This window comes from Nonomuraea sp. NPDC049684, assembly GCF_044465345.1.
Lineage (GTDB): Bacteria > Actinomycetota > Actinomycetes > Streptosporangiales > Streptosporangiaceae > Nonomuraea.
Genome location: NZ_JBITLO010000002.1, coordinates 318,668 through 342,840, shown reverse-complemented (window position 1 = coordinate 342,840; position 24,173 = coordinate 318,668). Strand labels below are relative to the sequence as shown.

The following is a 24,173-nucleotide window of genomic DNA, read 5'->3' as shown; positions in this document are numbered from 1 at the left end:
CAGGAGGTAGAGCCGTGAGCTCTGGCAAGAAGACGTGGTCGGCGGCCCTGCTCGCCACCGCCGTGCTGGCGGTCACCGCGGCCTGCGGCAGCGGCGGCGACGACGGCGCCGGCGGGAAGGTCAAGCTGCGCTTCTCCTACTGGGGCAGCGACGCGCGGCAGAAGATGACCGAGGAGGCCATCAAGAAGTTCGAGGCCAAGAACCCGGGCATCGACGTCGAGGGCGAGTTCTCCGACTTCGCCAGCTACTACGAGACGCTGTCCACGAAGGTCGCCGCCAGCGACGCCCCGGACGTCATCACCCTGGAGATCCGCGGCCTTCGCGAGTACGCCGACCGCGGCACGCTGGCCGACCTGACCGGCAAGGTCCAGACGGCCGACATCGACCCCAAGCTGCTGGGCACCGGCGGCATCGACGGCAAGCAGTTCGCCGTCCCCACCGGCGCGAACGTCTTCTCGGTGGTGCTCAACCCGGCCCTGGTGGAGTCGGCCGGGCAGAAGGTGCCCGACGACACGAAGTGGACGTGGAAGGACTACGTCGACCTCAGCTCGAAGATCACCGCCAAGGGCGGCGGCACGGTCTACGGCACCCAGCTCAACTGGAACCCCGCCTTCCTGCAGATCTTCGCCGCCCAGCGCGGCGAGCCCTTCTACCAGGGCAACAAGATCGCCGTCACGCCCCAGACGATCGTGGCCTGGTGGCAGGTCATGCTGGACACGATCAAGGCCAAGGGCAGCCCGGACGCCGCCAAGACCGCGGAGGTCGGCGCGACCAGCGTGGACCAGTCGCTGCTGGCCACCAACACCGGCGCGTCCGGCATGTGGTGGAGCAACCAGCTCGGCGCGGTCGTCAAGGCGTCGGGCAAGGAGATGAGCCTGCTGCGCCTGCCCAAGGCGGAGGGCGCCACCACCGGCGGCATGTTCCTCCAGCCGGCGATGTTCTACACCGCCTCCGCCAAGAGCGAGCACGCCGCCGAGGCCGCCAAGTTCATCGACTTCATGATCAACGACGCCGAGGTGGGCGGCATCATCCTCAGCGACCGCGGCCTGCCCGCCAGCTCGAAGGTCCTGGCCGCGGTCAAGGACAAGCTGCCGCCCGCGGACCAGAAGACGCTGCAGTTCGTCGACTCCATCAAGGGCGAGCTGGCCGACCCGCCCGCCGCGCCGCCGAAGGGCGCCAGCGCCCTGGAGGACATGCTCAAGCGGTACACCGAGGAGGTCATCTTCGGCCGGATGGCCCCCGACGTCGCCGCCCAGAAGTTCCTGACCGAGGCCAACGCCGCCCTCGGCGGCTGAGAGGACGACCATGAGGTACGCGTTCGTCGGGCTCGGGCACCGCGCGCAGCTCTACGTCGACGCGCTGCTCGGCGAGTGGCGCGACACCGGCACGGTCGTCGCCCTGTGCGACACCAACCGCACCCGCATGGACTACTACGCCGAGCGGATCGGCCACGAGGTGCCGTGCTTCGCCCCCGCCGAGTTCGGCAAGGTGCTCGAACTCGCCGACGCGGTCGTGGTCGCGACCGTGGACGCCGCGCACGCCCGCTACGTGTGCGCGGCCCTGGACGCCGGCCGCGACGTCATCGTGGAGAAGCCGCTCACCGTGGACGCCGGGAGCTGCGCGGCCATCGCCGAGTCGGCCCGGCGGAGCACCGGAAGGCTGATCGTCACCTTCAACTACCGGTACTCGCCGCGCAACTCGGCCGTGCGCCGCCTGCTGATGGACGGCGCGATCGGCGAGGTGACGTCCGCGCACTTCGAGTGGACGCTCGACACCATCCACGGCGCGGACTACTTCCGCCGCTGGCACCGCGACCGGGCCAGCTCCGGCGGCCTGCTCGTGCACAAGTCCACCCACCACTTCGACCTGGTCAACTGGTGGCTCGGGGCGGCGCCGGAGACCGTCTTCGCGCAGACCTCGCTGCGCTTCTACGGCTCGGGCAACGCGCGGTCGCGGGGGCTGGCCGGCCGTCCCCAACGCGGCCGGGGCGCGCCCGGCCTCGGCAGCGACCCGTTCATCCTGGACATCGCCGCGGATCCCCGGCTCAAGCGCCTCTACCTGGACGCCGAGCACGAGGACGGCTACATCCGGGACCAGGACGTCTTCGGCGACGGCGTGACCATCGACGACAACATGGCGGTCCTGGTCCGGTACGACAGCGGGGCGCTGCTGACGTACTCGCTGAACGCCCACGCGCCCTTCGAGGGCTACCGGGTGGCGTTCAACGGGACGGCGGGACGGCTGGAGCTGGAGGTGGTCGAGCGGGCCTGGACGCCGCCGCACGCGGCGATCGACCCGAGCGCCGCGTCCAAGGAGCACGCCGCCGGGGCCTGGGAGCGGCTCACTTTGCGCCCCCACTGGGCGGAGCCGCGCGAGGTGCCGATCGAGGCGGGCGCGGGCGGCCACGGCGGCGGCGACCGGCTGCTGCTGGACGACGTGTTCCGCGGCCCGGCCGACGACCCGCTGGCCCGGCAGGCGGGCTACCTGGACGGCATCCGCAGCGTCCTGACCGGCGTCGCGGCCAACCTGTCGGCCGCCTCGGGCGCCCCCGTGCACCTGGCGGACACCGGCACCCGCCTTGCCTGACGGTTCCGCCCCGGCGGTGTTCGGGGAGCTGGCCGAGGTCGTCGGCGGGCAGTGGGAGCTGTTCCCGTCCCTGCCGGGGCCGCGGTTGCGGGCGGCGGCCCGGCAGGCGATCGGGGTGCCCGCCCTGACCGCCGCGGACGTGCGCGTCGAGCGCACGTGGACCGACGGCGACCTGCACGGCGAGGAGCTGTCGTGGACGGTCGGCTTCGGGCCGCGTACCAGGGCGTACCTGCTGAGACCGCGCGACCACGGCGGCCCGCTGCCCGGCGTCGTGGCGCTGCACTGCCACGCGGGCATGAAGTGGGCGGGCAAGGAGAAGATCGCCGACGGCCCGGAAGGGCCGTCGGACGAGGTGCGGCGGCTGCGGCGGGACGTCTACGGCGGCCGGGCCTGGGCCGGCGAGCTGGCCCGCCGCGGGTTCGCCGTGCTCGCCCACGACGTGCTCACCTGGGGCAGCCGCCGCTTCGCGCTCGACGTCCCGGAGGGGGAGGGCGGCCACGCCGACCGGTACGACCGCGCGGCGGCCCGGCACGAGCACGTCGTGGCCAAGCACTGCGCCCTGCTCGGCACCTCGTTCGCCGGGGTGGTGGCGGGCGAGGACCTGGCCGCCGCGGCGTACCTGCGCTCCCGGCCGGACGTCGGCGAGGTCGGCTGCGCCGGCGTGTCGGGCGGCGGCCTGCGGGCCGCGCTGCTCGGCGCCTTCGATCCGCGGGTGCGGGCGGTCGTGGTCGCCGCGATGGTCTCGACCTACCCCGACCTGCTGGCCGGCGGCCACGTCGAGCGGCACACCTGGATGTTCTACCCGCCGGGCCTGGCGCGGCTGGGCGACTGGCCCGACCTGGTGGCCGCCCGCGCCCCCGCCCCCCTGATGGTCCAGTACGCCCTGCGCGACGACCTGTTCCCGCAGGCCGGGATGCGCCGCGCGCACGCCCGCGTCGGCGAGCGCTACCGCGACGCCCCCGGCCGCTACGAGGCCGTGTTCGCGCCGTCCCCGCACTGCTTCGACGTGCCCATGCAGGAGCGCGCCTTCGGCTGGCTGGCGCGGGAGCTGGTCAGCCGCCCGCCTTCCACCGGGCGATGAGCTTGTCGTAGTCGAGCGTGGCCGGCTCGCCGCGCTCGTCGGCCAGCTTCGGCGCGGGCGCGCCCGGCTGGTCGAACCAGTACTGGGCCGGACGCTCGGGGTTCAGCTTGGGCGCGCACTGGCCGCCGTACCCCTGGCGCTCGCGCGACAGGCGTTCCAGCCGGGCCAGGATCTCGTCCTGCTGCCTGGCCAGGTTGTCCATCGACTGCTGCGGGGTGGTCTCGCCGGTGACGGCGGTGGCCACGTTCTGCCACCAGAGCTGGGCCAGCTTGGGGTAGTCGGGGACGTTCGTGCCGGTCGGGGTCCACTGCTTGCGGGCGGGGGAGTTGTAGAACTCGATCAGGCCGCCGTACTTGGCGGCGTTGTCCTTGAAGTAGTCGCTCTTGATGTCGGAGTCGCGGATGAAGGTCAGCCCGGTGATCGACTTCTTCAGCGACACCGTCTTGGACGTGACGAACTGGGCGTAGAGCCAGGCGGCGGCCCTGCGGTCCTTCGGGGTGTTGTTGAGCAGCGTCCACGAGCCCGCGTCCTGGTAGCCGAGCTTGTTGCCGTCCTTCCAGTAGACGCCGTGCGGGCTGGGCGCGATGCGCCACTTGGGGGTGCCGTCGTCGTTGACGACCGGCAGGCCCTTCTTGGTCATGTCGGCCGTGAACGTGGTGTACCAGAAGATCTGCTGGGCGATGTTGCCCTGCGCCGGGACCGGGCCCGCCTCGCTGAAGTTCATGCCGGCGGCCTCGCGGGGCGCGTACTTCTTCAGCCAGTCGACGTACTTGGTGAGCGCGTACACCGAGGCCGGGCCGTTGGTGTCGCCGCCGCGGGTCACCGACGAGCCCACCGGACGGCAGTTCTCCACCCGGATGCCCCAGTCGTCCACCGGCAGGCCGTTGGGGATGCCGGGGTCGCCGTTGCCCGCCATGGACAGCCAGGCGTCGGTGAAGCGCCAGCCCAGCGAGGGGTCCTTGCGGCCGTAGTCCATGTGGCCGTAGACCTTGCGGCCGTCGACGGTCCCGTTGCCGTTGACCTTGTTGCTGAAGAAGTCGGCGATGTCCTCGTAGGCCGCCCAGTTGACCGGCACGCCCAGGTCGTAGCCGTAGGCGTCCTTGAACTGCTTCTTGATGGCCGGGTCGGTGAACCAGTCGTAGCGGAACCAGTAGAGGTTCGCGAACTGCTGGTCGGGGAGCTGGTAGATCTTCTTGTCGGGGCCGGTGGTGAAGCTGATGCCGATGAAGTCGTTCAGGTCGAGGGTGGGGGAGGTGACGTTCCTGCCCTCTCCGGCCATGTAGTCCGACAGCGGGAACACGTACGTGCCGCGCGAGTGGGTGCCGATGAGGTCGGAGTCGTTGACGTAGGCGTCGTAGATGTTCTGGTCGCCCTGGATCTGCGTCTGGAGCTTCTCGATGACGTCGCCCTCCTGGATCAGGTCGTGCTTGACCCTGATCCCGGTGATCTCGGTGAACGCCCTGGCCAGCTTCTGCGACTCGTACTCGTGCGTGGTGATCGTCTCGGACACCACGTTGATCTGCATGCCCCGGTACGGCGCCGCCGCCTTGATGAACCAGTCCATCTCCGCCAGTTGCCGGTCCTTGGACAGGGTGCTCGGCGTGAACTCCTCCGACACCCACCGCTGTGCCGCGGCCCTGCCGTCGGCCTCCTTGAAGTCGCTCTTCGGCTTCTCCTCGCCGCCGCCCGTGCAACCGGCCGCCACCAGGGCCAGCGCCGCCACGACCGCCGCCGCGACACCCACCGCATGCCTCATCGCCTGGCTCCTCTTCCTCTCAGCCCCATATCCCGATCACGACCATGACCAGCAGCGCGACGCCGAGCGCCGCCCACATGGACAGGTCGGTGACTGCAATCCACAGGGCCAGCACGACGGCCGCGCTGATCAGGCCGATGTACAGCCGGTCGCCCCGGTCGGTCTCGATCCGCAGGAACCCGCGCCTGGCCACGGGAGGCGAGATCCGCGCCCAGACGGCCATCACGCACAGCAGCAGCGCCAGCCCGGCGAACACCAGGGCCGTGGGGGCCGTCCACACCATCCACTGCACGGTCAGACCCTCCCCAGGGCGAACCCCTTGGCTATGTAGTTGCGCACGAACCAGATGACGACGGCCCCCGGGACGATGGTCAGCACCCCGGCCGCGGCCAGCAGCCCCCAGTCCACGCCCGCCGCGCTCACCGTCCGGGTCATGGTGGCCGCGATGGGCTTGGCGTCCACCGACGTGATCGTCCTGGCGATCAGCAGCTCCACCCAGCTGAACATGAAGCAGAAGAACGCGGTGACGCCGAGCGCGGACCGGATCATCGGCAGGAAGATCCGGACGAAGAAGCGCGGCAGCGAGTACCCGTCGATCGCCGCGGTCTCGTCGATCTCCCGGGGGATCCCCGACATGAAGCCCTCCAGGATCCAGACCGCCAGCGGCACGTTGAACAGCATGTGCGCGATCGCCACGCCCAGATGCGTGTCGAACAGCCCGACCGCCTGGTAGATCTGGAAGAACGGCAGCAGGAACACCGCGGGCGGCGCCATCCGGTTCGTCAGCAGCCAGAAGAACAGGTGCTTGTCCCCGGCGAAGCGGAACCGCGAGAACGCGTACGCCGCCGGCAGCGCCACGACGAGCGACATGACCGCGTTCATCGAGGTGTAGACGATGGAGTTGAGGTAGCTCGAATACCACGACGAATCGGTGAAGAACGTGACGTAGTTGTCGAAGGTCACCCGCTGCGGGATCAGCGAGAAACTGCCCAGGATGTCCTCGTTCGGGCGGATGGACATGCCGAACATCCACAGCAGCGGCAACATCAGCGTGGCGGCGTACAGCCAGAAGACCGTGCGCGCCCACGGCAGCCGGTGGCGCGTGGAACTCACCTCCCCGCCCTGGTCAGCACGGTGAAGAAGACGTAACAGGCGATCTGCACGAGCAGGAAGTACAGCAGCGAGAACGCGCCCGCCGGGCCCAGGTCGAACTGGCCGACGGCGATCTTCGACAGCAGGATGCTGAGGAACGAGGTCGCGTTCCCCGGCCCGCCCCCGGTCACCACGAACGGCTCGGTGTAGATCATGAAGCTGTCCATGAACCGCAGCAGGATCGCGATCGTCAGCACCCCGCGCAGCCTCGGGAGCTGGATGTGCCGGAACGTCGCCCACGCCGACGCGCCGTCGATCTGCGCCGCCTGGAAGTACGGCTCCGGGATCGACCGCAGCCCCGCGTAGGCCAGCAGCGCCACCAGCGGCGTCCAGTGCCACACGTCCATGACCAGGACGGTGATCCAGGCGTCGGCCGAGTCGAGCGTGTAGTTGAAGTTGACGCCCAGCACGTTGTTGACCGCCCAGCCGCCGAGCCCGATGTCGCCGCGGGCGAAGATCTGCCAGATCGTGCCCACGACGTTCCACGGGATGAGCAGCGGCAGCGCCACCAGCACCAGCGCCACCGACACCCAGAAGCCGCGGCGCGGCATGCAGACCGCGATGGCCACCCCGAGCGGGACCTCCACCAGCAGCACCTGCGCCGAGAACAGCAGCGTGCGCACGAGCGCCGCGCGCACCTCGGGGTCGCGGGCGATCTGCCGGAACCAGTCCAGGCCGACGAACACCCGGTCCACCGGGCTGAAGACGTCCTGGACGGAGAAGTTCACGACGGTCATCAGCGGGATCACCGCGGTGAAGGCCACCGACACCACGACCGGCAGCACCAGCAGCCAGGCCCGGTTGTTGCGCGGACGGGGATCGGCGCGCGGCCCGGCGGTTCCCTGCGGGGGCGCGGGCGCGGCGTCCGGGACGACCTCGTCGCCCGCCTGGCCGCCCGCGACGGCGGTCCGCTCGGTCACGCCTGCCCCCCTCCGTCCAGGGGTGCGAGCGAGCCGCACCTGACCTTGTCGCGGAACAGGAACGTCCGGTCCGCGGGGAAGTGCAGGAACTCGACCGCGCCCGGCGTCCAGGACGAGCCCGCCTCGGTCCTGGCGATCACCGGATGGCCGCCGACCTCGGCGCGCACCAGGTCGTGGGAGCCCATGCGGTCGATCCGGGTCACCCTGGCCGTCACGCCGGGCCCGGCGGGCGGCCCGCCGACCCGGACGAACTCGGGCCGCACGCCGATCCGCACCGGCCCCGGCGGCAGCGCCTGGCTCACCGCGCCGACCTCGCACTGCCCGATCCTGACCACGTCGCCGTCGATCTCGGCGGGCAGCACGTTCATGCCGGGCGAGCCGATGAAGTGGCCGACGAACTCGTGCGCGGGCGACAGGAACAGCTCGGCCGGCGCCCCGGCCTGCACGATCTCGCCGTCGTCGAGCACGACCACCTCGTCGGCGAAGGTCAGCGCCTCGGTCTGGTCGTGGGTGACGTAGACCAGGGTGTGGCCGGTGTCGCGGTGGATCTCCTTGAGCTTGCTGCGCAGCGTCCACTTCAGCGCCGGGTCCACCACGGTCAGCGGCTCGTCGAGCAGCACGGCCGCCACCTGCTCGCGCACCAGGCCGCGGCCCAGGCTGACGATCTGCTTGCGGCCCGGGTCGAGCCGGCGCGCCCGGCGGCGCAGCACGTCGTCCAGGCCCAGCATGGCCGAGACCCGCAGCACGCGCCGGCGGACCTCCTCGGCCGGGACCTTCCTGTTGCGCAGCGGGAAGGCCAGGTTGTCGTAGACCGACATCTCCTCGTACAGGACGGGGAACTGGAAGACCTGCGCGATGTTGCGGCCCGCCGTGGGGACGCCGGTGACCTCGCGGTCGTCGAACCAGATCCGGCCCACCGTGGGCGTGAGCAGCCCCGAGACGATGTTCAGCAGCGTCGTCTTGCCGCAGCCGCTCGGGCCGAGCAGGGCGTAGGCCCGGCCGCCGCGCCAGGTCCAGGTCGTCGGCCGCAGCGCCCACGTGCGGCCGCCGTCGTAGCTGTGGCCCACGCCCTCCAGGCGGATGTCAGCCATGCCGGCCCGCCCCCGCCGCCGGGGCGACCGGTAATCGGCCGCCGGTCTCGTCGAACACGAAGACGTGCCGCGGGTCCACGTACGCGGTGGCCGCCTGGCCGGGCGTGAACGGCCGGGTGCCCGGCAGGTGGGCCACCAGGTGCCGGCGTCCCGCCAGCAGCAGGTGCAGGAACGTCGCGCCCCCGGTCACCTCGGCCAGCCTGATCTCGGCGGGCAGCTCCAGCAGGCCGGGGCCGGTCCTGGTGATCGTCACCTGGTGGGGGCGGATGCCCAGCACGACTTCCTGGCCGCAGGCGGCGGCGCCCGGCGCGGGGAAGGAAGCGCCCATGACCTCGATCCGGCCGTCCCTGACCGTGCCGGGCAGCAGGTTCAGCGGCGGGTCGCTGAGCGTGGCCGCGACGGCGAGCGTGGGCGGCTCGGCGTACATGGCGGCCGGGTCGCCGACGTGCCGCACCCGGCCCTCGCCGAGCACCACGGCGGGCGCGGCGAAGGTCAGCGCCTCGTTCGGGTCGGCGGTGGAGTAGAGGACGACGCCCGGCGAGCCGGTGAACATGCGCCTGAGGTCCTCGCGCAACTGCTCCCTGAGCTTGAAGTCGAGGTTGGCCAGCGGCTCGTCGAGCAGCAGCACGTCCACGGGCCGGGCCAGCGCGCGGGCGATCGCCGTGCGCTGCTGCTGGCCGCCTGACAGCTCCGCGGGCCTGCGGCCCAGCAGGTCGCCGAGGCCCATGACCGCGGCCACCTCCCGCACCCGCCGGTCGATGCCGTCCTTCCGGTACGACCGGTCCAGCCGCAACGGCGAGGCGATGTTCTCGTAAACGGTGAGGGACGGGTAATTGATGAATTGCTGATAGACGAAGGCGACCGAGCGCTTTCGCATGGAAATCGAGGTGACGTCATTTCCGTTGACCAGCACCCGCCCCGAATCGGGCGGCTGCAACCCGGCGGCGACCCGCATGAGCGTGGTCTTTCCCGAGTTCATCGGGCCGACGAGGGTGGTCAGTCCGTGAGGTAGTTCCAGGTGGATGTCGTCGAGCCAGGTCTCCCCGCGCTGCCGTACGCGGACGCCATCGAGGATCAGCGTCACAATGCCCGGTCCTCTCTCCCGGAGCTTGCCCTCCATCTAACATGATCTGATTCTTTGTGCAAAGAGGGCAGTTGTTGTGACAGTTGTTCGCCAGTTGACCAGAGTTATGGAATTTGTCAGGGCGAGAAGAGTTTCATGACCAGGCTGTGGAGGTCGCGGCGCTCGGCGTCCGTCAGGGGGGCGAGCGTCTCGCGTTCGACGTCGGCCACCACCGCGCGGGCCCGGGCCAGGACGTCCCGGCCGGCGGCGGTCAGCGAGATCCGGTAGCGGCGGCGGTCGGCGGGGTCGCGGTCCCGGGCGGCCAGCCCTTCGGCCATGAGGCCGTCCATCAGGCGGACCATGTCGCTCGGGTCGAGGCCCAGCCGGACGCCGACCTCCCGCTGGGCGGCCGGGCCGAAGTCGTCGAGCGTGGCCAGCGCCGCGAACTCCCACAGGCTCAGCCCCGTGGCGGCGGTGAGCCGCGCGGCCAGGGCGCGCCGGTTGGCGACGCCGACCTTGTGCAGCACGAAAGTGGTCGTCCCGAGCAGGGTGGGTGGCAGTTCCATCTCATCGAGAAGTGTAGGTTGTTCCCAACAGTTGGTAGTTACCCACTAATTTCGGAGGATCAGGATGGACGCCCTCTACCCTCGGCTGCTGGTGCGCGACTTCCCGGCGAGCGTCGCCTTCTACCGGGCCGCCCTCGGACTGGAGCCGGTGAAGGTGCTGACGGAGGCCGCCTACGCCAACTGGGACATCGACGGCCAGGCCGGTCTCGTGCTCTTCGGCCGCGACCGCGTCGCCGAGGTCGTCGGCACGTCCGGCCTGCCGCAGGCGGGCGCCCAGGACGCGGTGATGCTGGTGATGCGGGTCGGCGACGTCGACGGCGAGGCCGACCGGCTCGTCGGGCTGGGCGCCACCGTCGCCGCGCCGCCGCAGGACCGGCCCGCCTGGGGGCCCGGCCTGCGGACCGCCCACCTGCGCGACCCGGAGGGCAACCTGATCGAGCTCCAGTCGTACTGAGCGCGGGCGGTCAGGGCAGGATGGCGTCCACGTAGCCGCCGTCCACGCGCAGGGCGCCGCCGGTGGTCGCCGAGGCGAGCGGCGAGCTGAGGTAGACGACCATGTTGGCGATCTCCTCCGGCTCGATCAGCCGCTGGAGCAGCGACTGCGGACGGTGCTCGCGCATGAACGCCCGCTGCGCCTCCTCCCACGGCAGCTCCCGGTCCACGAGCTGGTAGACGAACTCCTCCACGCCGCCGGTGTGCGTGGGCCCGGCGATCACCGAGTTGACCGTCACCCCGCTGCCGGCGGCCTCCTTGGCGAACCCGCGCGAGACGGCCAGCAGCGCCGTCTTGCTCATGCCGTAGTGGATCATCTCGGCGGGCGTGACGACGGCCGAGTCGCTGGCGATGTACTGGACCCGGCCCCAGCCGCGCTCGATCATGCCGGGCAGGTAGGCGCGCGTGAGGCGCACCGCCGACAGGACGTTGACCTCGAAGAAGCGCCGCCACTCGGCGTCGTCGATCTCCAGCGCCGGCCTGGCCTCGAAGATGCCCAGGTTGTTGACGAGGATGTCCACCCGCGGCAGCGAGCCGAGGACCCGCTGGACCCCTTCGTCGGTGGAGACGTCGCCGGGCGCGGCGACCAGGCCGCCGTGGTCCATGCGCTCGATGGCCGCGGCCACCGAGCGTTCGCTGCGGCCGTTGACGCCGACGCGCGCGCCGGCCTGGGCCAGACCGGCCGCGATGGCCGCCCCGATGCCCTGGGTCGAGCCCGTGACCAGCGCCGTCTTCCCGCTGAGGTCGATGCGCACCATGACTCCATTGTCCGTGCCGCCCCGCGGCCGGCTGGCACCGGGGCACTACCGGCCGCGGATCGGGTAGATGCCTACTCTGGTCGGTACGTCGAGGGGAGCATGGGTGCGCCGGTTACGGTGGCTGGTCGTGATGGTGGTCCTCGCCGTCCTCGTCGTGGTCCCGGCCGGGCCCGGCGCCGGCGACGACGGGTGCCCGCCCAGGGACACGCGGGTGACCGCGCCGTACGCGATCACCGGCTACTGGGTCATGCCGCGGGCCGGCGTGTGCGTCACGCGGCGGACGGTGGAGGCGATCCACTCGCTCGGCGGCGACACGCTCGTCACGTTCGGCCCGCGGTTCGACGCCGGGCCGATGGAGCCGGAGTTCGCCGCCTGCCGGGTGGACGGACGGCCCTGCGCGCGGGTGCCCGGCAAACGGATCCGGCACGTCTACACGTACGTGACCAGCGAGGAGTTCGGGCCTTCCGTGCTGCGCTGCCCGGGCCTCGACCGGCGGATCGACAGCGGCGGGCGGATCTTCTACCGCGTGTCGCTGGCCGCGTCGTGCGCCGCGCGCGTCCAGGACCTGGTGCTGGTCTCCAGCGACGGCGACGGGCTGGGCAACCTGGTGGAGGAGGCGGCGGCGTACGGGATGAAGGTGTTCCCCGGGCTGCCCGCCGCGCCGCAGCGGCGGGGCAAGCCGTGGGAGCCCGACCTCGCGCACCTCGCCGCGCTGAACGCCTTCACCGCGCGGGTGCTGGCCGGCTACCGGGAGCGGTTCGGCGGGTCGGCCGCCTTCGGCGGGGTCTACCAGTCGTTCGAGCTGGCCATGCGCGAACGGGGGCCGCGCGACCCCGTCCTCGCCCTGTACGCGGCCCAGCACGCGGCGGTCGCGGCCGCGCTGCCCGGCAGGAAGATCCTGGTCAGCCCCTACATCGACGCCCGCAGGGGCCGCGGCTTCCCGCCCGGCCAGGTGCCCGGCGGGCTGGCCGACATCGCTGCCACCCGCGCCGGCGCGCCCATGGCCGTCGCCGTGCAGGACGGGCGGGGCACCGGCAAGGTCCCGGTGCACGGGATCGAGGAGGGCGGGTCCATGGTCGCCCCGCGGCTCGTCCCGGTGGTCGGCCGGGTGCGCAACGCCGACGGCTACTACGGGCCCACCAGGGACTACATCGAGGCGGCGGCCGGGAGCGTGCCCGCCGGGGTCGAGCTGTGGGTCAACGTCGAGGGCTTCGAGCCCGCCCCGGCGGACGGCGAGTGCGGGCGGGTCGAGCCGCTGCCGTTGCGGGGACGTACCAGCAAGGCCCGGCTCGACCAGCAGATCATGGCGACGGGCGGGCACGCCGCGAAGATCATCTCCTACGGCTGGGAGCCGTTCTTCACCTGCCAGGCGAGCCCGGCCACCCCCTCGCTGGCCGACGACATCGCGAACGGCGGCCGGGAGCCGATCATCGTGAACGCCTACCGCGAGGAACGGGACGGACGGCCCGGGATCACCGTCGAGGGCTACAACCTGCGCGGCGGCACCCTGCGCTTCACCTCGCCCGGCGGCCGCGAGGTCGGCGTGGCCCAGCGCTGGCACGGGCCGGGCCGCCCCGAGTCGGCGTGGGCCCCCTACGTCCCGCCCGGCCCCTGGACCTCGGTCACCGCCACGAACGCCGCCGGCCGCACCAGCACGAGCGGGTACGTCTTCCGCTAGAGCCCGCCGCTTCCGCCTGGTTCGCCGAAGCCGCGCAGCATGGCTTCGAGCGCGAAGACGAAGCGGCGGTCGGTCCCCGAGGACGGCTGGGCGCGCCGCGCCCGGGTGGCCTCGGCCAGCAGCGGGGTCTCCACCAGGTCCGGCTCGGGGATGTCGCGCATCGCGGAGCCGGACGCGGCCCCCTCGCCCCCACCGGCGGCCCCACCGGTGGCCTGGCCGCCCGCCAGGACGGAGACGTGGCCGACGACGAACCCCGTCACGGCGTAGAGCATGTCCAGCGCGCGGCCCGGCGGCAGCCCCGCCGCGCGCAGCACGCGCAGCCCCTCCTCCATCAGGCGCAGGTTCCCCGGCGTGATCGCGGGACGGCTGACCACCAGGGGGAGGACGTTCGGGTGCGCGAGCAGCGCCCGCAGCAGCGCGTGGGCGTACTCGCGCAGGGCCTCCTGCCAGGTGGCGGCCTCGGTCAGCAGCGGCGCGGCCTGCGTGACGACCTGTTCGACCAGGCCGTCGAGCAGCGCGTCCTTGCTGTCGACGTGCTGGTAGAGGGACATGGCCTCGACCCCGAGCTCCTGGCCGATGCGGCGCATGGACAGCGCCTTCAGCCCTTCGCGGTCGGCCAGCGCCAGAGCCGCCCGCAGGATGGCCTGCCGGGTCAGGCCGGCGTTCTGGCCGCGGGTGCGCTTCGGGGACATGGTGCCCTTTCTCGATTCTTACGTGGTAAGTATAGTCAAAACATACTTTGTAAGAATGTCGTCCACGAAGGGACTCATGTCATGACAGGGAAGCCGCGCGGAGCCTCCGCCCTGCTCTACGGCGGGGCCGCGCTCACGGTGCTCGTCACTCTTTTCGCCTTCGCCTACCGGTCCGGGCTGGCCGAGTACCTCAGGACGGGCTACCCGGAGCTGGGGCCGGGCAAGATCGACGAGGGGGTCACCGCGTACACGGTGATCCTGTCGGTCGTGGGGGCGGTCGGGCTGGCCGGCTGGCTCGTCACCGTCCGGGCGGCCGGGGCGGGCAGGGGGTGGGCCCGGTGGCTGGGGGCCGGGCTGTTCGTGGTGGCGGCGTGCCTCGCGCTCGCGGGCCTGACCGTCCGGGACACCAACGGCGAGGTCGGCCTGGCGCCGCTGCTCGGCTGGTTGCAGGTCCTTCCGCTGGTCCCGGGGCTCGTGGCGGTCGTGCTGCTGTGGAGGAGGGCGCGGTGATCCGGGTCGCCCGGTGGCCGGGGGCGCTCAAGCGCCTGATGTACCGGGGCGGGCGGCCCAACGCGCTCATGCGGGCGATGAACCGGCTCGACGCGCTGACGTACGCGTCCCGGTGGCTGCCGCTGCCCCAGGGGGCGGTGCTCCAGGTGGTGGGACGCCGCAGCGGGGCCCTCACGTCGGTGCCCGTCGCGGTCGCCGGGCACGAGGGCGGCGAGTACCTGGTGTCCATGCTGGGGCCGGAGGCGAACTGGGTGCGCAACGTCCGGGCCGCCGGGGGCCGGGCCGTGTTGCGGCGTCGCGGGCGGGCGGCGGCGATCAGGCTGGCGGAGGTCCCGGTCGAGCGCCGCGCCGAGATCCTGCGCCGCTATGCCGCCGTCGCGCCCGGCGCGCGGCCCCATCTGGGCCTCGGCCCCAAGGCGCCGCTGGACCGTTTCCGCCGCATCGCGCCTGATCACCCCGTCTTCCGCATCCTGCGGGCGGACGACTCCGCCCCGGACCGTCACGGGTCAGGTCAGGGCTGAGACGAGGATGTCGGTCAGGGTGGCCGCCTGGCGGCCGTCCTCGTCGAGGTCGGGGTCGAAGATGGTGAACTGGATCCCGGCCGCCCCGGGCAGCGCGAGCAGCCCGCGGAGCAGGCCGGCGAGCTGCTCGCCGGTCAGGCCGCCGGGGGAGGGCGAGTCGACGGCCGACACCACGGACGGGTCGAGCACGTCGGCGTCCACGTGGATCCAGAAGCCGTCCAGGTCGTCGCGCACGAGCACGCGCTCGGCGGCCTCCAGGGGGATGTCGTTCCCGGCGACGAAGGCGATGCCGTCGGCGACGAGCTCCTGGATGTCCTCGTCGTCCCGGACGCCGAGCACGATGACGTCCTCGTCCCGGACGTACGGGCGCAGGCCGTCGATGTCGGTCAGGTAGTCGTCGCCGCGGCCGGTCACCAGGGCCAGGTCCTCGCCGGCCGCCGCGCCGACGTGGGGAGAGTTGCCGAGGTGGCGGAAGTCGGTGTGGGCGTCGAGGTAGGCCACGCCGTAGCGGCCCGTCCTGCGCAGGGCGAGCGCGGAGCCGAGCAGGATCGAGCAGTCGCCGCCGAGCAGGACGGGGAAGCCGCCGCCCGCCCTGATGCCGGCCACCCGGTCGGCCAGCCGCCGGGTGTAGGCGGCGATGGCCGCGCCGTTGCGCACGCCGTCGCCGGGCTTCCAGGTGGCCACGTAGCGGGGCGGGACCAGCGCGCCCGCGTCGGCTGCGCCGATCCGCGCGACCAGCCCGTTGTCCCGCAACGCCCAGGGGGCCTTGTAGCAGCCGGGGATGACATCCTCGGCGAGTGGACGCAGGCCGAGGTTGGACGGCGCGTCGAGGACGGTCAATTTTCTGTCAGGGGTTATAGTGCTCATAGTCGTGACAGTAGCAGGAGGGTGAGGGATGCGCCAGTTCACCGAGACGGGTCTCGTGGCCGTCGATCTGGCCAACACGTGGGACGAGTACCTGGACGATCCCGAGCGGCTGCCCGACGTGGCCGAGCTGCGCCGCTTCTGCCGCGAGCTGGGCGAAGACGACCAGGGGCTCGAAGAGGCGGACCTGCGGGAGGTCAGGGAGGTGCGCGAGCGGCTGCGGGCGGTGCTGGCCGCCGAGCCCGACGGCCGGGCGGGGGCGCTGGCGGAGTGGGTGGCCCGGCTGCCGGCGCGGGCGGCGGTGGAGCAGGCGGGCGGCGTGCCCCGGCTGCGGCTGGTCGCGCCGGAGGGGGCGACGGCGGCGGGCCGGCTCGCCGTACGGGCCGTCACCGAGCTGCTGGAGCTGGCCGCGGCTGGTGACTGGGAACGCCTGCGCCAGTGCGCGGCCACGCCGTGCACCGACGCCTTCGTCGACCGCAGCCGGCCGGGCAAGCGGCAGTTCTGCTCGACCCGCTGCGCCAACCGCGCCCACGCCCAGGCCTCGCGCGCCCGCCACCGCTGACGGCGGGCGCTGACGGCGGGCGCTGAGGAGGGTCAGGCGAACAGCGTGCGGCCCCAGTAGTCGCCGGCGTCCTGGACGCCGGGCGGGCAGGCGAACAGGCCGCTGGAGACGTGCTTGATGTACTCGTTGAGCGCGTCGTGCCGGGCCAGGTTCATCTGCACGGGCACGAACTGCTTGCGCGGGTCGCGCTGGTAGGCGATGAAGAACAGCCCGGCGTCCAGGCGGCCGAGGCCGTCGGAGCCGTCGACGAAGTTGTAGCCGCGGCGCAGCAGGTGGGCGTTGCCGTTGCTGCTCGGATGCGCCAGCTTGACGTGCGAGTCGTCCTTGATCAGCGGCTGCCCGTCGGGGCCCTTGGCGGCGAAGTCCACGGCGTCGAACTCGGCCTTCCTGCCCAGCGGCGCGCCCTCGCCCTTGTCCCGGCCGAAGATCTGCTCCTGCTCGGCGAGCGAGGCGCGGTCCCAGGTCTCGATCGTCATGCGGATCTTCCTGGTGACCATGTACGTGCCGCCCGCCATCCAGGCGGCGCCGTCCGAGCCGGCGGCCCACAGGTGGTCGCGCAGCAGGTCGGCGTCCTCCAGCTTCATGTTGTTGGTGCCGTCCTTGAAGCCCAGGAGGTTGCGCGGCGTGGCCTGGGCCCGCGACGTGGACGACGTACGGCCGAAACCGAGCTGCGACCAGCGCACCGAGACCTTGCCGAAGCCGATCCTGGCCAGGTTGCGGATGGCGTGCACGGCCACCTGGGGGTCGTGCGCGCACGCCTGGACGCAGATGTCCCCGCCCGAGATCTCCGGGATGAGCTGTTCGCCGGGGAACTTGGGCAGGTCGGCCAGCGCGGCCGGTCGCTTGCCCGCCAGCCCGAACCGGTCGTCGAACAGCGAAGGGCCGAACCCGATCGTCAGCGTCAGCCCCGAGGCCGGCAGCCCCAGCGCCTCGCCGGTGTCGTCGGGCGCCGCCTCCGCCGCCCCGCCCACCGCGCCGAACGCCCCGGCCTCCTTGCCCTGCGTCAGCCGGGCCGCCGCGGCCGTCCACTCCTGGAGCAGATCGACCAGCTCGGCCTTCTTGTCGGTGATGACGTCGAAGGCGACGAAGTGCAGCCGGTCCTGGGCGGGGGTGACGACCCCCGCCTGGTGCTGCCCGTAGAACGGGAACGGATCGGACGTCGACGCGGCGTGCGCGACCGGCGGCTCCTCCAGCAGCGACCTGGTCGTCACCGCCCCCGCCCCGAGCACGGCCGCTCCCGCCGCGCCCAGCCCGAACAGCTTGCGGCGGCTCATCCGCCCCCCGGCCTGCGACATCGCCCCCACCTTTCGTTACTTGGCGATGACCGGCGCGATCTTACTGATCGGCTCGGCCAGCGCGTTGATCGCGTCGGACAGCGCCTTCAGCTCGGCCTTGGACAGCTCGTCGTGCAGCTTCCAGCCCTCGCCCTTCCGGTGCGCGCCCAGCGCGGCCTCCGCGGCGGCGAACTTCTCGTCCAGCGTCTTGACCAGGTCGGGGGAGCGCTGCTCCAGCACCGGGCGCAGCGACTGCACGGCGGCCTTGGAGCCCTGGAGGTTGGCGTCGAAGTCCCACAGGTCGGTGTGCGACCAGATGTCCTCCTCGCCGGTGATCTTCCCGGAGGCCACCTCGTCGAGCAGCTCCTTGGCTCCGTTGGCCAGGTTGAGCGGGGTCAGCTCGGCGGCGTTGGACTTCTGGACGATCGTCTTGACGTCGGCGATCAGCTTGTCGGCGACCGGGCCGTCCTTGCTGATGTCCTTCTTGATCCACAGATCCTTCTCGATCCGGTGGAATCCGGTCCACTCCTCGCCGTCGGCGAGGTCGGCCTCGCGGGCGTCGATGGCCGGGTCGAGGTCGCCGAAGATCTCCGCGACCGGCTCGATGCGCTCCCAGTACGTCCGCGAGACCGGGTACAGCTCCTTGGCCTTGTCGATCTCGCCGGCCTTGACGGCGTCCACGAACTCCTGCGTCTTGACCAGCAGCGTGTCGCTCTGCGACTTGATGTAGCGCTTGTAGCCGGCGACGGCGTCGGCGAGCTGGGCGTCGGAGGTGAGCGCCTTGTGCTCGCCGGTCACCTTCAGCGCGTTGCGGATGCCCTTGCCCACCATGCCGGGCTTGCAGACGGTCTCGTACGCGCCGGCCGGCAGCTCGGCGACCAGCTCCCTGGTCAGGCCGGGCACGATGTTCTCGACCTCGGCCATCACCCGGTCACCGGGGGCGTACACGTAGAACTCGGTCACCTTGGACCCGCCGTTGGTGATCGTGAACGTGCTCGTGCCCGCCGCGATCTCGGAGGCCGCGACCTTGCACTCGGTGTCGGACGCGGCCACGGTGATCTTGCCGGGCGCGGCGGCGGACCCCTTGGCGGCCTGCGTGGCGGTGGTGCCCGAGCCGCACGCGGTCAGGCCCGCGAGGGCGAGCGCGCCGAAGGACAGGCTGATGGCGGTACGCATGATGCTCCTGTTCAGGCCGCGGGTGCGGTGGAGGCGGGAGTGGTCTTCACTCGCTGAGGCAGCAGGAAGAGGAAGAGAGTGGGCGCGAGGTAGACGATCCAGGCCACGGCCTCGGCGATGCTCGGCTGCGGCGTGATGTTGAGCATGCCGGAAAGCAGCGCGCCGTACCAGGAATCGGCGGGCAGGACCGCGCTGATGTCGAAGGCGTAGGAGCTCAGTCCGGGCAGGATGTTGGCTTCCTGGAGGTCGTGCACGCCGTACTTGAAGATGCCGGCGGCGACCAGGATGAGCAGCAGGCCCGTCCAGGTGAAGAACTTGGTGAGGTTGATCTTCAGCGCGCTCTTGTACAGCCCCCAGCCGATGACCACCGACGTGAGCAGGCCGAGCGCGATGCCGAGCAGCGGGTCCACGGTGGCGGTGGCGCCCTGGACGGCGGCGAAGAACAGCAGCGCCGTCTCCAGTCCCTCGCGGGCCACGGCCAGGAAGGCCATCACGACCACCGCGAGCGAGCCCATCTGCAGCGCGTCGGAGAGCTTGCCCCGCAGCTCGCCGGAGAGCGCGCGGGCGGTGCGCCGCATCCAGAAGATCATCCAGGTGACGAACGCGACGGCGAGCAGCGAGGTGATCGCGTCGAACAGCTCCTGCCCCATGTGCCCGAGGTTGGCGGCGGTGAAGGTCAGCAGCGCGCCGAAGCCGACGGACAGCGCGACCGCCGCGGCGACGCCCGTCCAGACCTGGGGAAGCTTGTCCTTCCTGTCGCTCTTGACGAGGAAGGCGATGAGGACGGAGACGACGAGTGTCGCCTCCAGTCCCTCGCGCAGTCCGATGAGGTAGCTGGCGAACACCGTCACTCCCGCTCGCTGAGGAAAGGCTTACCTAAATTAGGGCAGCCGAAGCATACCTAGCGCAAGAAGTGATGGCGATAGTTTGCCCGGTGGTGTGACGCACCCGACTGTATGAGCGGTTTGTCACCCGGTGAGATTGGCGGCCAGCAGGTCGAGCAGCGGCTCCCGCCGTACGCACTGTTCCAGCGTGAACGAGTCGGCCAGGGCCAGCAGCTCGTCGTCGCCGAGGCCCCTGAACAGCCCGGCGTACTCGGGCAGCAGCGCCTGGGCGATGAGGATGTGCCTGATCAGGTCGTCGGTCTGGTAGCGGGCGCCCCACGGGTAGGGCGCCCAGTCCGGGAACTCGGTCTCGACCAGCCGGTGCAGCGGGGCGAGCACGTCGGCGCACTCCTCCATGGTCGAGCCCCACCGGTCCGCGCCGAGCCGCCGCTTCTTGCCGATGAACGCGCCGAACCTGTCCAGGTACGCCCCCGACGCGTGCACCAGCCCCTGGAGGCCCACGTCCTTGTACGTCCACAGCGACCAGCCGGCGTCGTGGGCGTCGTAGATGGCGAGCTGGTCGCGCAGGACCTGGTAGCGCTGGGCGTCCCGGTCGGGGTCGCCGGTGTAGACCGGGCCGAACTCGCCCACCCACAACGGCGTGCCGGTCTCGCGCTGGAACCGGGACCGCCGGGCGAAGGTCTCCTCAAGCTGGCCGCGGTCGCACCACTCGCCCCTGGTGAGCCCCGGGTACGGGCCGCCGTGGGCGAACCCGGCCAGGGCGTAGTCGTGCATGACGAACACCGTGTTCTCGTACATCTCCCGGAACATCGAGAAGTCGGTGGCGTAGGTGTTGCCGTCCAGGAACAGGACGTGGTCGGGGTCGGCCGCCCGTACGGCCTTGACCAGCCGGTCGTAGAACGGGCCGACCACCTTGCCCGAGACGTCGCCCGGCTCGTTCACCACGTTGTAACCGGCCACCCACGGATGCCCGCGGTAGTGGTCGGCCAGCGCCTCCCACAGGTGCACGGCCCGGTCCTGGAAGTGCCGGTGCTGCCAGAACGCCGCCACGTGCGTGGGGTTGTCGCTGTGCCAGTGCTGGTTCTGGGAGCCGGGCAGGGCGTGCAGGTCGATCACGCTGTAGAGGCCGCGCTCGCCCAGCAGGCCGATCACCCGGTCGAGGTGCCGGAAGCCTCTCGGATCGATCTCCATGGGCCGGTCGTCGGACTCCCAGTGGTGGTAGTTGACCGGGATGCGCACGCAGTTCATGCCCAGCCCGGCCAGCAGCCCGGCGTCGCTGTCGGTGAAGAACGAGGTGAGCAGCCGGTCGAAGAAGAGCTCGGCCCGCTCCTCGCCCAGCACGCCGGTCACGGCCGCGCGCATCGAGGTCTCGTTGGCGGGATAGCCGGTGATGAAGTTCTCCATGTTCATCCAGCCCCCGAGACCCACCCCCCTGAGCCGGACGGGCGTGCCTTCGGGGGTGAGGAGCCGGCTTCCTGAGACGTGGAGCATGTTCACCCTTTCGTCGCACCCGCGGTGAGCCCACCGACCAGGTGACGTTCAGCGATGGCGTAGAACCCGAGCGCCGGCACCATGGCCAGGATCAGGTAGGCGAGGACGCGGGCGGTGTCGGTGGCGTACTGGCCCTGGAACTGCTGGATGCCGAGCGGCAGCGTCCAGCTCGACTCGTCGCTGAAGACCACCAGGGGCAGCATGAAGTTGTTCCAGCTCCCCACGACGGCCAGCACGGAGACCGTCGCCATCGCCGGGCGGGCCATCGGCAGCAGGATCCGCCAGAAGAACCCGAACGGCGAGCAGCCGTCGATGATCGCGGCCTCCTCGATCTCGCCCGGGATGCTCCGGAAGAACCCCCGCAGGATGATGATCGTCAGCGGCAGCCCGAAGGCGGCCTGCGTCAGGATGACGCCGAGCGGGTCGTCCAGCAGCCCGAACGTGCGCAGCAGCACGAAGATCGGCAGGATGGCCACCGCGAACGGGAACATCAGCCCCGCGGTGAACAGCGTGAACAGCGCCTCCCTGCCCCGGAAGGCGAACCTGGCGAAGACGAACGCGGCCAGCGCCGCCAGCCCGACCATCACCACGGTCGTGGCGACGGCGATGAACGTGCTGTTCCACACCTGCCGCCAGAACGACCCCGAGCCGAGCACGTCGGTGTAGTTCGCGGTGACCCAGGGATCGGGCAGGCCGAAGGGGTTGCCCGAGAGCTGGCTGTTGCTCTTGAACCCGCCGAGCAGCGCGTACACGATCGGCGCCAGGATGAACGCGCCGACGATCCAGGCGATCACGTGCAGGGGCAGGGTGGGACGGCGCCGCCGCGCGGGCGGCCTTCCGTGGTTCATCGGCGGCCTCCCATGGACGTCGTCGCGCCCGCCAGGTCCCGGCGCATCACCACGCGCTGGTAGACGAGGGCGAAGACGAGGCTGAGCGCGAACATCACGACGCTGATCGCGTTGGCGTAACCCACCTGGGAGCGCTTGAAGCCGAACTCCATCATGGTGACCGCCATCGTCTCCGAGGAGTGCGACGGGCCGCCGCCGGTGAGGATCCAGACCAGGTCGAACAGCTGGATGGTGTAGATGACCGACAGGAACACGCTGATCCTGATCGTCGGCCCGAGCAGCGGCAGGGTGATGTGCCGGAACGTCTTCCAGGGCGTCGCGCCGTCGATCTGCGCGGCCTCGATCAGCTCGTTCGGGATGCCCTGCCGTCCGGCCAGGTAGATCATCATGTGGAAGCCGAAGTACTTCCACGTCATGACCAGGAACAGCGCGGGCATCACGGTGTCCGGATCGGCCAGGAACTCCGACTCCAGCCCGAACACCGACAGCAGCTGGTTCGCCATCCCGCCGTCCGGCGCGAGGATCAGCGAGAACAGCACGCCGGTGATCACCTCGGACAGCACGTACGGGGCGAAGAACACCAGCCGGTAGACCGCCCGCCCGCGGATGCGCTGGTTCAGCAGCATCGCCACGGCCAGCGAGAACGGGAGCTGGACCAGCACCGACAGCAGCACCAGGACCACCAGGTGCCACAGGTCGGTGGCGAAGATCCCGGACGACAGCAGCCTGGTGAAGTTGTCCAGCCCGACGAACTCGGTGGGCAGCCCGCCGAACCCGTTCCACTTGAACGCGCTGGCGTAGACCGCCACCAGGATCGGCGCCACCACCAGCAGGACGAAGAGCACCAGCGCGGGCAGCAGGAACAGCCCGATCGTCACCGCGCGCCCGCGCCGTCGCCCCGGCGGGGCGGGGACCGGCGGCGCGACGGCCGCCGGCCCTCGGGTCAGCGTCGTCATTCGCTCTTGGCCACTTCGCTGATGTCCTGGCCGATCTGCTCCGGCGTCTTGGTCCCGGCGATCAGCTCGGCCACGCTGTCGTTGACCTGCTGGCCGACGGCCGGCGGGTAGGCCTGGTCCAGGTAGAGCTGGTAGCCGGAGGCGCCGGCCAGCAGGGTCGCGACCTGCTTGAGGTTGGCGTCCTTGACCGCGCTCTCCTCGCCCTTGAGCACCGGCAGCACGCCGCCGGCCGCGACGGCCTTGGCATGCTGGTCCATCTGCGTCATGAACTTCACGAACTCCACGGCCTGCGGGGGCGCGTCCGCGCCCACCGACAGGCCGTTGCCGCCGCCGAAGGCGTCGCCGATCGAGCCCTTGCCGCCGTCGACCGCGGGGAAGGGGAAGAAGCCCAGGTCGTCGCCGAGGCCCTTGCCGGCGTCCTTCTGGACGGCGGGCGCCCACTGGCCCATGAGCTCCATGGCGGCCTTGCCGTTGGAGACCGTGGCCGCCTGCCCGTCGGGGGTGCCGTAGCCCGCGCCGAGGAAGCCCTTCTGGAACGGCTGGAGGTCGGCCAGCGCCTTGACCTGCTGTCCGGCGGCCACGAAGTCGGGCTTGGTGAAGTCGTGGTCCACGCCCGCCTGGGTGAGCGCGGGCAGGCCGGCGATGCGCATCGCCAGATAGGCCCAGTAGTAGTGGCCCGGCCACTTCTCCTTGCCGGCCAGCGCGATCGGGGTGGTGCCGGACGCCTTCAGCTTCTTGACGTCGTCGAGGAACTCCGCCCAGGTGGCGGGCGGGGCCGAGATGCCGGCCTTGGCGAAGAGCTTCTTGTTGTACCAGAAGCCGACCAGCCCGATGTCCGTCGGCAGCCCGTAGGTCTTGCCGTCGAACTGGTACGCGCTCAGCGCCGCGGGGGTGAACGTGCCCAGCACCGAGGCGACGTCGCCGGAGACGTCCTTGACCAGGCCGGCCTCGACCTGCTGCTTGAGCACGCCGCCGCCCCACGTGACGAACACGTCGGGGGCCTTGCCCGACTGGGTGATCGTGGTCAGCTTGGCCTTGTAGGCGTCGTTCTCCAGCACCGTCGCCTTGATGGTGACGTCAGGGTGCGCGGCCTCGAAGTCCTTGGCCCGCTGCGCCCACAGGGACTTCAGCGGTTCGGCGGTGGACAGGTGCCACCATTCCAGCGTGACCTTGGCGGGCTTCTGGGCGGGCTGCGAGCCGCCGGGCTGCCCGCCGCTCTCGCCACTTCCGCCGCTGCCGCATCCGGCGACGAGCACGGCGGTGGCCATGAGGATCAGACCGCGTTTCATCC

25 protein-coding genes are annotated in these 24,173 nt (G+C 71.5%); 8 read left to right on the top strand and 17 right to left on the bottom strand.

Features of this window, described 5'->3' with window-relative positions; translation table 11 throughout:
- Positions 1 to 14 precede the first annotated feature (14 nt).
- Genes ACIBST_RS07375 through ACIBST_RS07365 form a run of 3 tightly spaced genes read left to right on the top strand, consistent with a single transcriptional unit; the run spans position 15 to position 3,667 of the window.
- The gene (locus tag ACIBST_RS07375; protein WP_397169880.1) at positions 15 to 1,295 is read left to right on the top strand and encodes an ABC transporter substrate-binding protein; all 1,281 of its coding nucleotides are present in this window, start codon (positions 15 to 17) and stop codon (positions 1,293 to 1,295) included.
- Between the two features lie 10 nt (positions 1,296 to 1,305).
- Entirely contained in the window at positions 1,306 to 2,586 is a 1,281-nt protein-coding gene (locus ACIBST_RS07370) for a Gfo/Idh/MocA family protein (protein ID WP_397169879.1), read from the top strand.
- On the top strand, positions 2,579 to 3,667 hold the full coding sequence (locus tag ACIBST_RS07365) for a dienelactone hydrolase family protein (RefSeq protein ID WP_397169877.1): 1,089 nt from the start codon (positions 2,579 to 2,581) through the stop codon (positions 3,665 to 3,667). The genes ACIBST_RS07370 and ACIBST_RS07365 overlap by 8 nt, the downstream gene beginning before the upstream one ends.
- On the opposite strand, the gene ACIBST_RS07360 is transcribed toward ACIBST_RS07365, so the two are convergent.
- From ACIBST_RS07360 to ACIBST_RS07330, 7 genes are all read right to left on the bottom strand, one after another.
- Positions 3,639 to 5,423, bottom strand: a complete 1,785-nt coding sequence (locus ACIBST_RS07360) for an ABC transporter substrate-binding protein (protein WP_397169875.1) — start codon at positions 5,421 to 5,423, stop codon at positions 3,639 to 3,641. The two genes, ACIBST_RS07365 and ACIBST_RS07360, sit on opposite strands and share 29 nt — an antisense overlap.
- A gap of 19 nt (positions 5,424 to 5,442) precedes the next feature.
- Positions 5,443 to 5,706 (bottom strand): DUF2160 family membrane protein, encoded by a 264-nt coding sequence (locus ACIBST_RS07355; protein ID WP_357991604.1) that lies wholly within the window; start codon positions 5,704 to 5,706, stop codon positions 5,443 to 5,445.
- Positions 5,707 to 5,717: 11 nt separating this feature from the next.
- Positions 5,718 to 6,470, bottom strand: a complete 753-nt coding sequence (locus tag ACIBST_RS07350) for a carbohydrate ABC transporter permease (RefSeq protein WP_397170709.1) — start codon at positions 6,468 to 6,470, stop codon at positions 5,718 to 5,720.
- Positions 6,471 to 6,532: 62 nt separating this feature from the next.
- Positions 6,533 to 7,495 (bottom strand): carbohydrate ABC transporter permease, encoded by a 963-nt coding sequence (locus ACIBST_RS07345; RefSeq protein ID WP_397169873.1) that lies wholly within the window; start codon positions 7,493 to 7,495, stop codon positions 6,533 to 6,535.
- A complete protein-coding gene (locus ACIBST_RS07340) occupies positions 7,492 to 8,586 on the bottom strand; it encodes an ABC transporter ATP-binding protein (protein ID WP_397169871.1) in 1,095 nt (364 codons plus the stop codon). Before ACIBST_RS07340 ends, ACIBST_RS07345 begins: the two co-directional genes overlap by 4 nt.
- On the bottom strand, positions 8,579 to 9,670 hold the full coding sequence (locus ACIBST_RS07335) for an ABC transporter ATP-binding protein (protein ID WP_397169869.1): 1,092 nt from the start codon (positions 9,668 to 9,670) through the stop codon (positions 8,579 to 8,581). The genes ACIBST_RS07340 and ACIBST_RS07335 overlap by 8 nt, the downstream gene beginning before the upstream one ends.
- 116 nt (positions 9,671 to 9,786) lie before the next feature.
- Positions 9,787 to 10,215, bottom strand: coding sequence for a MarR family winged helix-turn-helix transcriptional regulator (locus ACIBST_RS07330; RefSeq protein WP_397169867.1), 429 nt, complete (start codon positions 10,213 to 10,215; stop codon positions 9,787 to 9,789).
- Positions 10,216 to 10,279: 64 nt separating this feature from the next.
- Between ACIBST_RS07330 and ACIBST_RS07325 the strand changes: the two genes are divergently transcribed.
- Positions 10,280 to 10,669, top strand: a complete 390-nt coding sequence (locus ACIBST_RS07325; protein ID WP_397169865.1) for a VOC family protein — start codon at positions 10,280 to 10,282, stop codon at positions 10,667 to 10,669.
- Positions 10,670 to 10,679: 10 nt separating this feature from the next.
- Here the strand turns inward: ACIBST_RS07325 and ACIBST_RS07320 are convergent, their stop codons facing one another.
- Entirely contained in the window at positions 10,680 to 11,462 is a 783-nt protein-coding gene (locus tag ACIBST_RS07320; protein ID WP_397170707.1) for an SDR family NAD(P)-dependent oxidoreductase, read from the bottom strand.
- Positions 11,463 to 11,568: 106 nt separating this feature from the next.
- On the opposite strand from ACIBST_RS07320, the gene ACIBST_RS07315 reads away from it, so the two are divergent.
- On the top strand, positions 11,569 to 13,143 hold the full coding sequence (locus ACIBST_RS07315; protein ID WP_397169863.1) for a DUF4434 domain-containing protein: 1,575 nt from the start codon (positions 11,569 to 11,571) through the stop codon (positions 13,141 to 13,143).
- On the opposite strand, the gene ACIBST_RS07310 is transcribed toward ACIBST_RS07315, so the two are convergent.
- Entirely contained in the window at positions 13,140 to 13,835 is a 696-nt protein-coding gene (locus ACIBST_RS07310) for a TetR/AcrR family transcriptional regulator (RefSeq protein ID WP_397169861.1), read from the bottom strand. The two genes, ACIBST_RS07315 and ACIBST_RS07310, sit on opposite strands and share 4 nt — an antisense overlap.
- 81 nt (positions 13,836 to 13,916) lie before the next feature.
- Between ACIBST_RS07310 and ACIBST_RS07305 the strand changes: the two genes are divergently transcribed.
- Both ACIBST_RS07305 and ACIBST_RS07300 read left to right on the top strand, forming a co-directional pair.
- Positions 13,917 to 14,345, top strand: coding sequence for a hypothetical protein (locus ACIBST_RS07305; RefSeq protein ID WP_397169859.1), 429 nt, complete (start codon positions 13,917 to 13,919; stop codon positions 14,343 to 14,345).
- Positions 14,342 to 14,866 (top strand): nitroreductase/quinone reductase family protein, encoded by a 525-nt coding sequence (locus ACIBST_RS07300; RefSeq protein ID WP_397169857.1) that lies wholly within the window; start codon positions 14,342 to 14,344, stop codon positions 14,864 to 14,866. Before ACIBST_RS07305 ends, ACIBST_RS07300 begins: the two co-directional genes overlap by 4 nt.
- Here the strand turns inward: ACIBST_RS07300 and ACIBST_RS07295 are convergent.
- Positions 14,852 to 15,733 (bottom strand): arginase family protein, encoded by an 882-nt coding sequence (locus ACIBST_RS07295; RefSeq protein ID WP_397169856.1) that lies wholly within the window; start codon positions 15,731 to 15,733, stop codon positions 14,852 to 14,854. The genes ACIBST_RS07300 and ACIBST_RS07295 overlap by 15 nt on opposite strands.
- A 28-nt stretch (positions 15,734 to 15,761) precedes the next feature.
- Here ACIBST_RS07295 and ACIBST_RS07290 point away from each other — a divergent pair, with 28 nt between their 5' ends.
- Complete coding sequence (locus tag ACIBST_RS07290; RefSeq protein WP_397169854.1) at positions 15,762 to 16,292, top strand: CGNR zinc finger domain-containing protein; 531 nt, start codon at positions 15,762 to 15,764, stop codon at positions 16,290 to 16,292.
- A gap of 32 nt (positions 16,293 to 16,324) precedes the next feature.
- Here ACIBST_RS07290 and efeB read toward each other — a convergent pair whose 3' ends face one another.
- The 7 genes from efeB to ACIBST_RS07255 form a co-directional block, all read right to left on the bottom strand.
- On the bottom strand, positions 16,325 to 17,587 hold the full coding sequence (gene efeB, locus ACIBST_RS07285; protein WP_397169852.1) for an iron uptake transporter deferrochelatase/peroxidase subunit: 1,263 nt from the start codon (positions 17,585 to 17,587) through the stop codon (positions 16,325 to 16,327).
- Between the two features lie 15 nt (positions 17,588 to 17,602).
- A complete protein-coding gene (gene efeO / locus ACIBST_RS07280; RefSeq protein WP_397169850.1) occupies positions 17,603 to 18,742 on the bottom strand; it encodes an iron uptake system protein EfeO in 1,140 nt (379 codons plus the stop codon).
- Between the two features lie 11 nt (positions 18,743 to 18,753).
- Positions 18,754 to 19,587, bottom strand: a complete 834-nt coding sequence (efeU, locus tag ACIBST_RS07275; RefSeq protein WP_397169849.1) for an iron uptake transporter permease EfeU — start codon at positions 19,585 to 19,587, stop codon at positions 18,754 to 18,756.
- Between the two features lie 123 nt (positions 19,588 to 19,710).
- Positions 19,711 to 21,078, bottom strand: a complete 1,368-nt coding sequence (locus tag ACIBST_RS07270) for a glycoside hydrolase family 5 protein (RefSeq protein WP_397169847.1) — start codon at positions 21,076 to 21,078, stop codon at positions 19,711 to 19,713.
- Positions 21,079 to 21,080: 2 nt separating this feature from the next.
- The gene (locus ACIBST_RS07265; protein WP_352349787.1) at positions 21,081 to 21,926 is read right to left on the bottom strand and encodes a carbohydrate ABC transporter permease; all 846 of its coding nucleotides are present in this window, start codon (positions 21,924 to 21,926) and stop codon (positions 21,081 to 21,083) included.
- On the bottom strand, positions 21,923 to 22,882 hold the full coding sequence (locus ACIBST_RS07260; RefSeq protein WP_397169845.1) for a carbohydrate ABC transporter permease: 960 nt from the start codon (positions 22,880 to 22,882) through the stop codon (positions 21,923 to 21,925). The genes ACIBST_RS07265 and ACIBST_RS07260 overlap by 4 nt, the downstream gene beginning before the upstream one ends.
- The gene (locus ACIBST_RS07255) at positions 22,879 to 24,171 is read right to left on the bottom strand and encodes an extracellular solute-binding protein (protein WP_397169843.1); all 1,293 of its coding nucleotides are present in this window, start codon (positions 24,169 to 24,171) and stop codon (positions 22,879 to 22,881) included. The genes ACIBST_RS07260 and ACIBST_RS07255 overlap by 4 nt, the downstream gene beginning before the upstream one ends.
- Between the last annotated feature and the right edge of the window lie 2 nt (positions 24,172 to 24,173).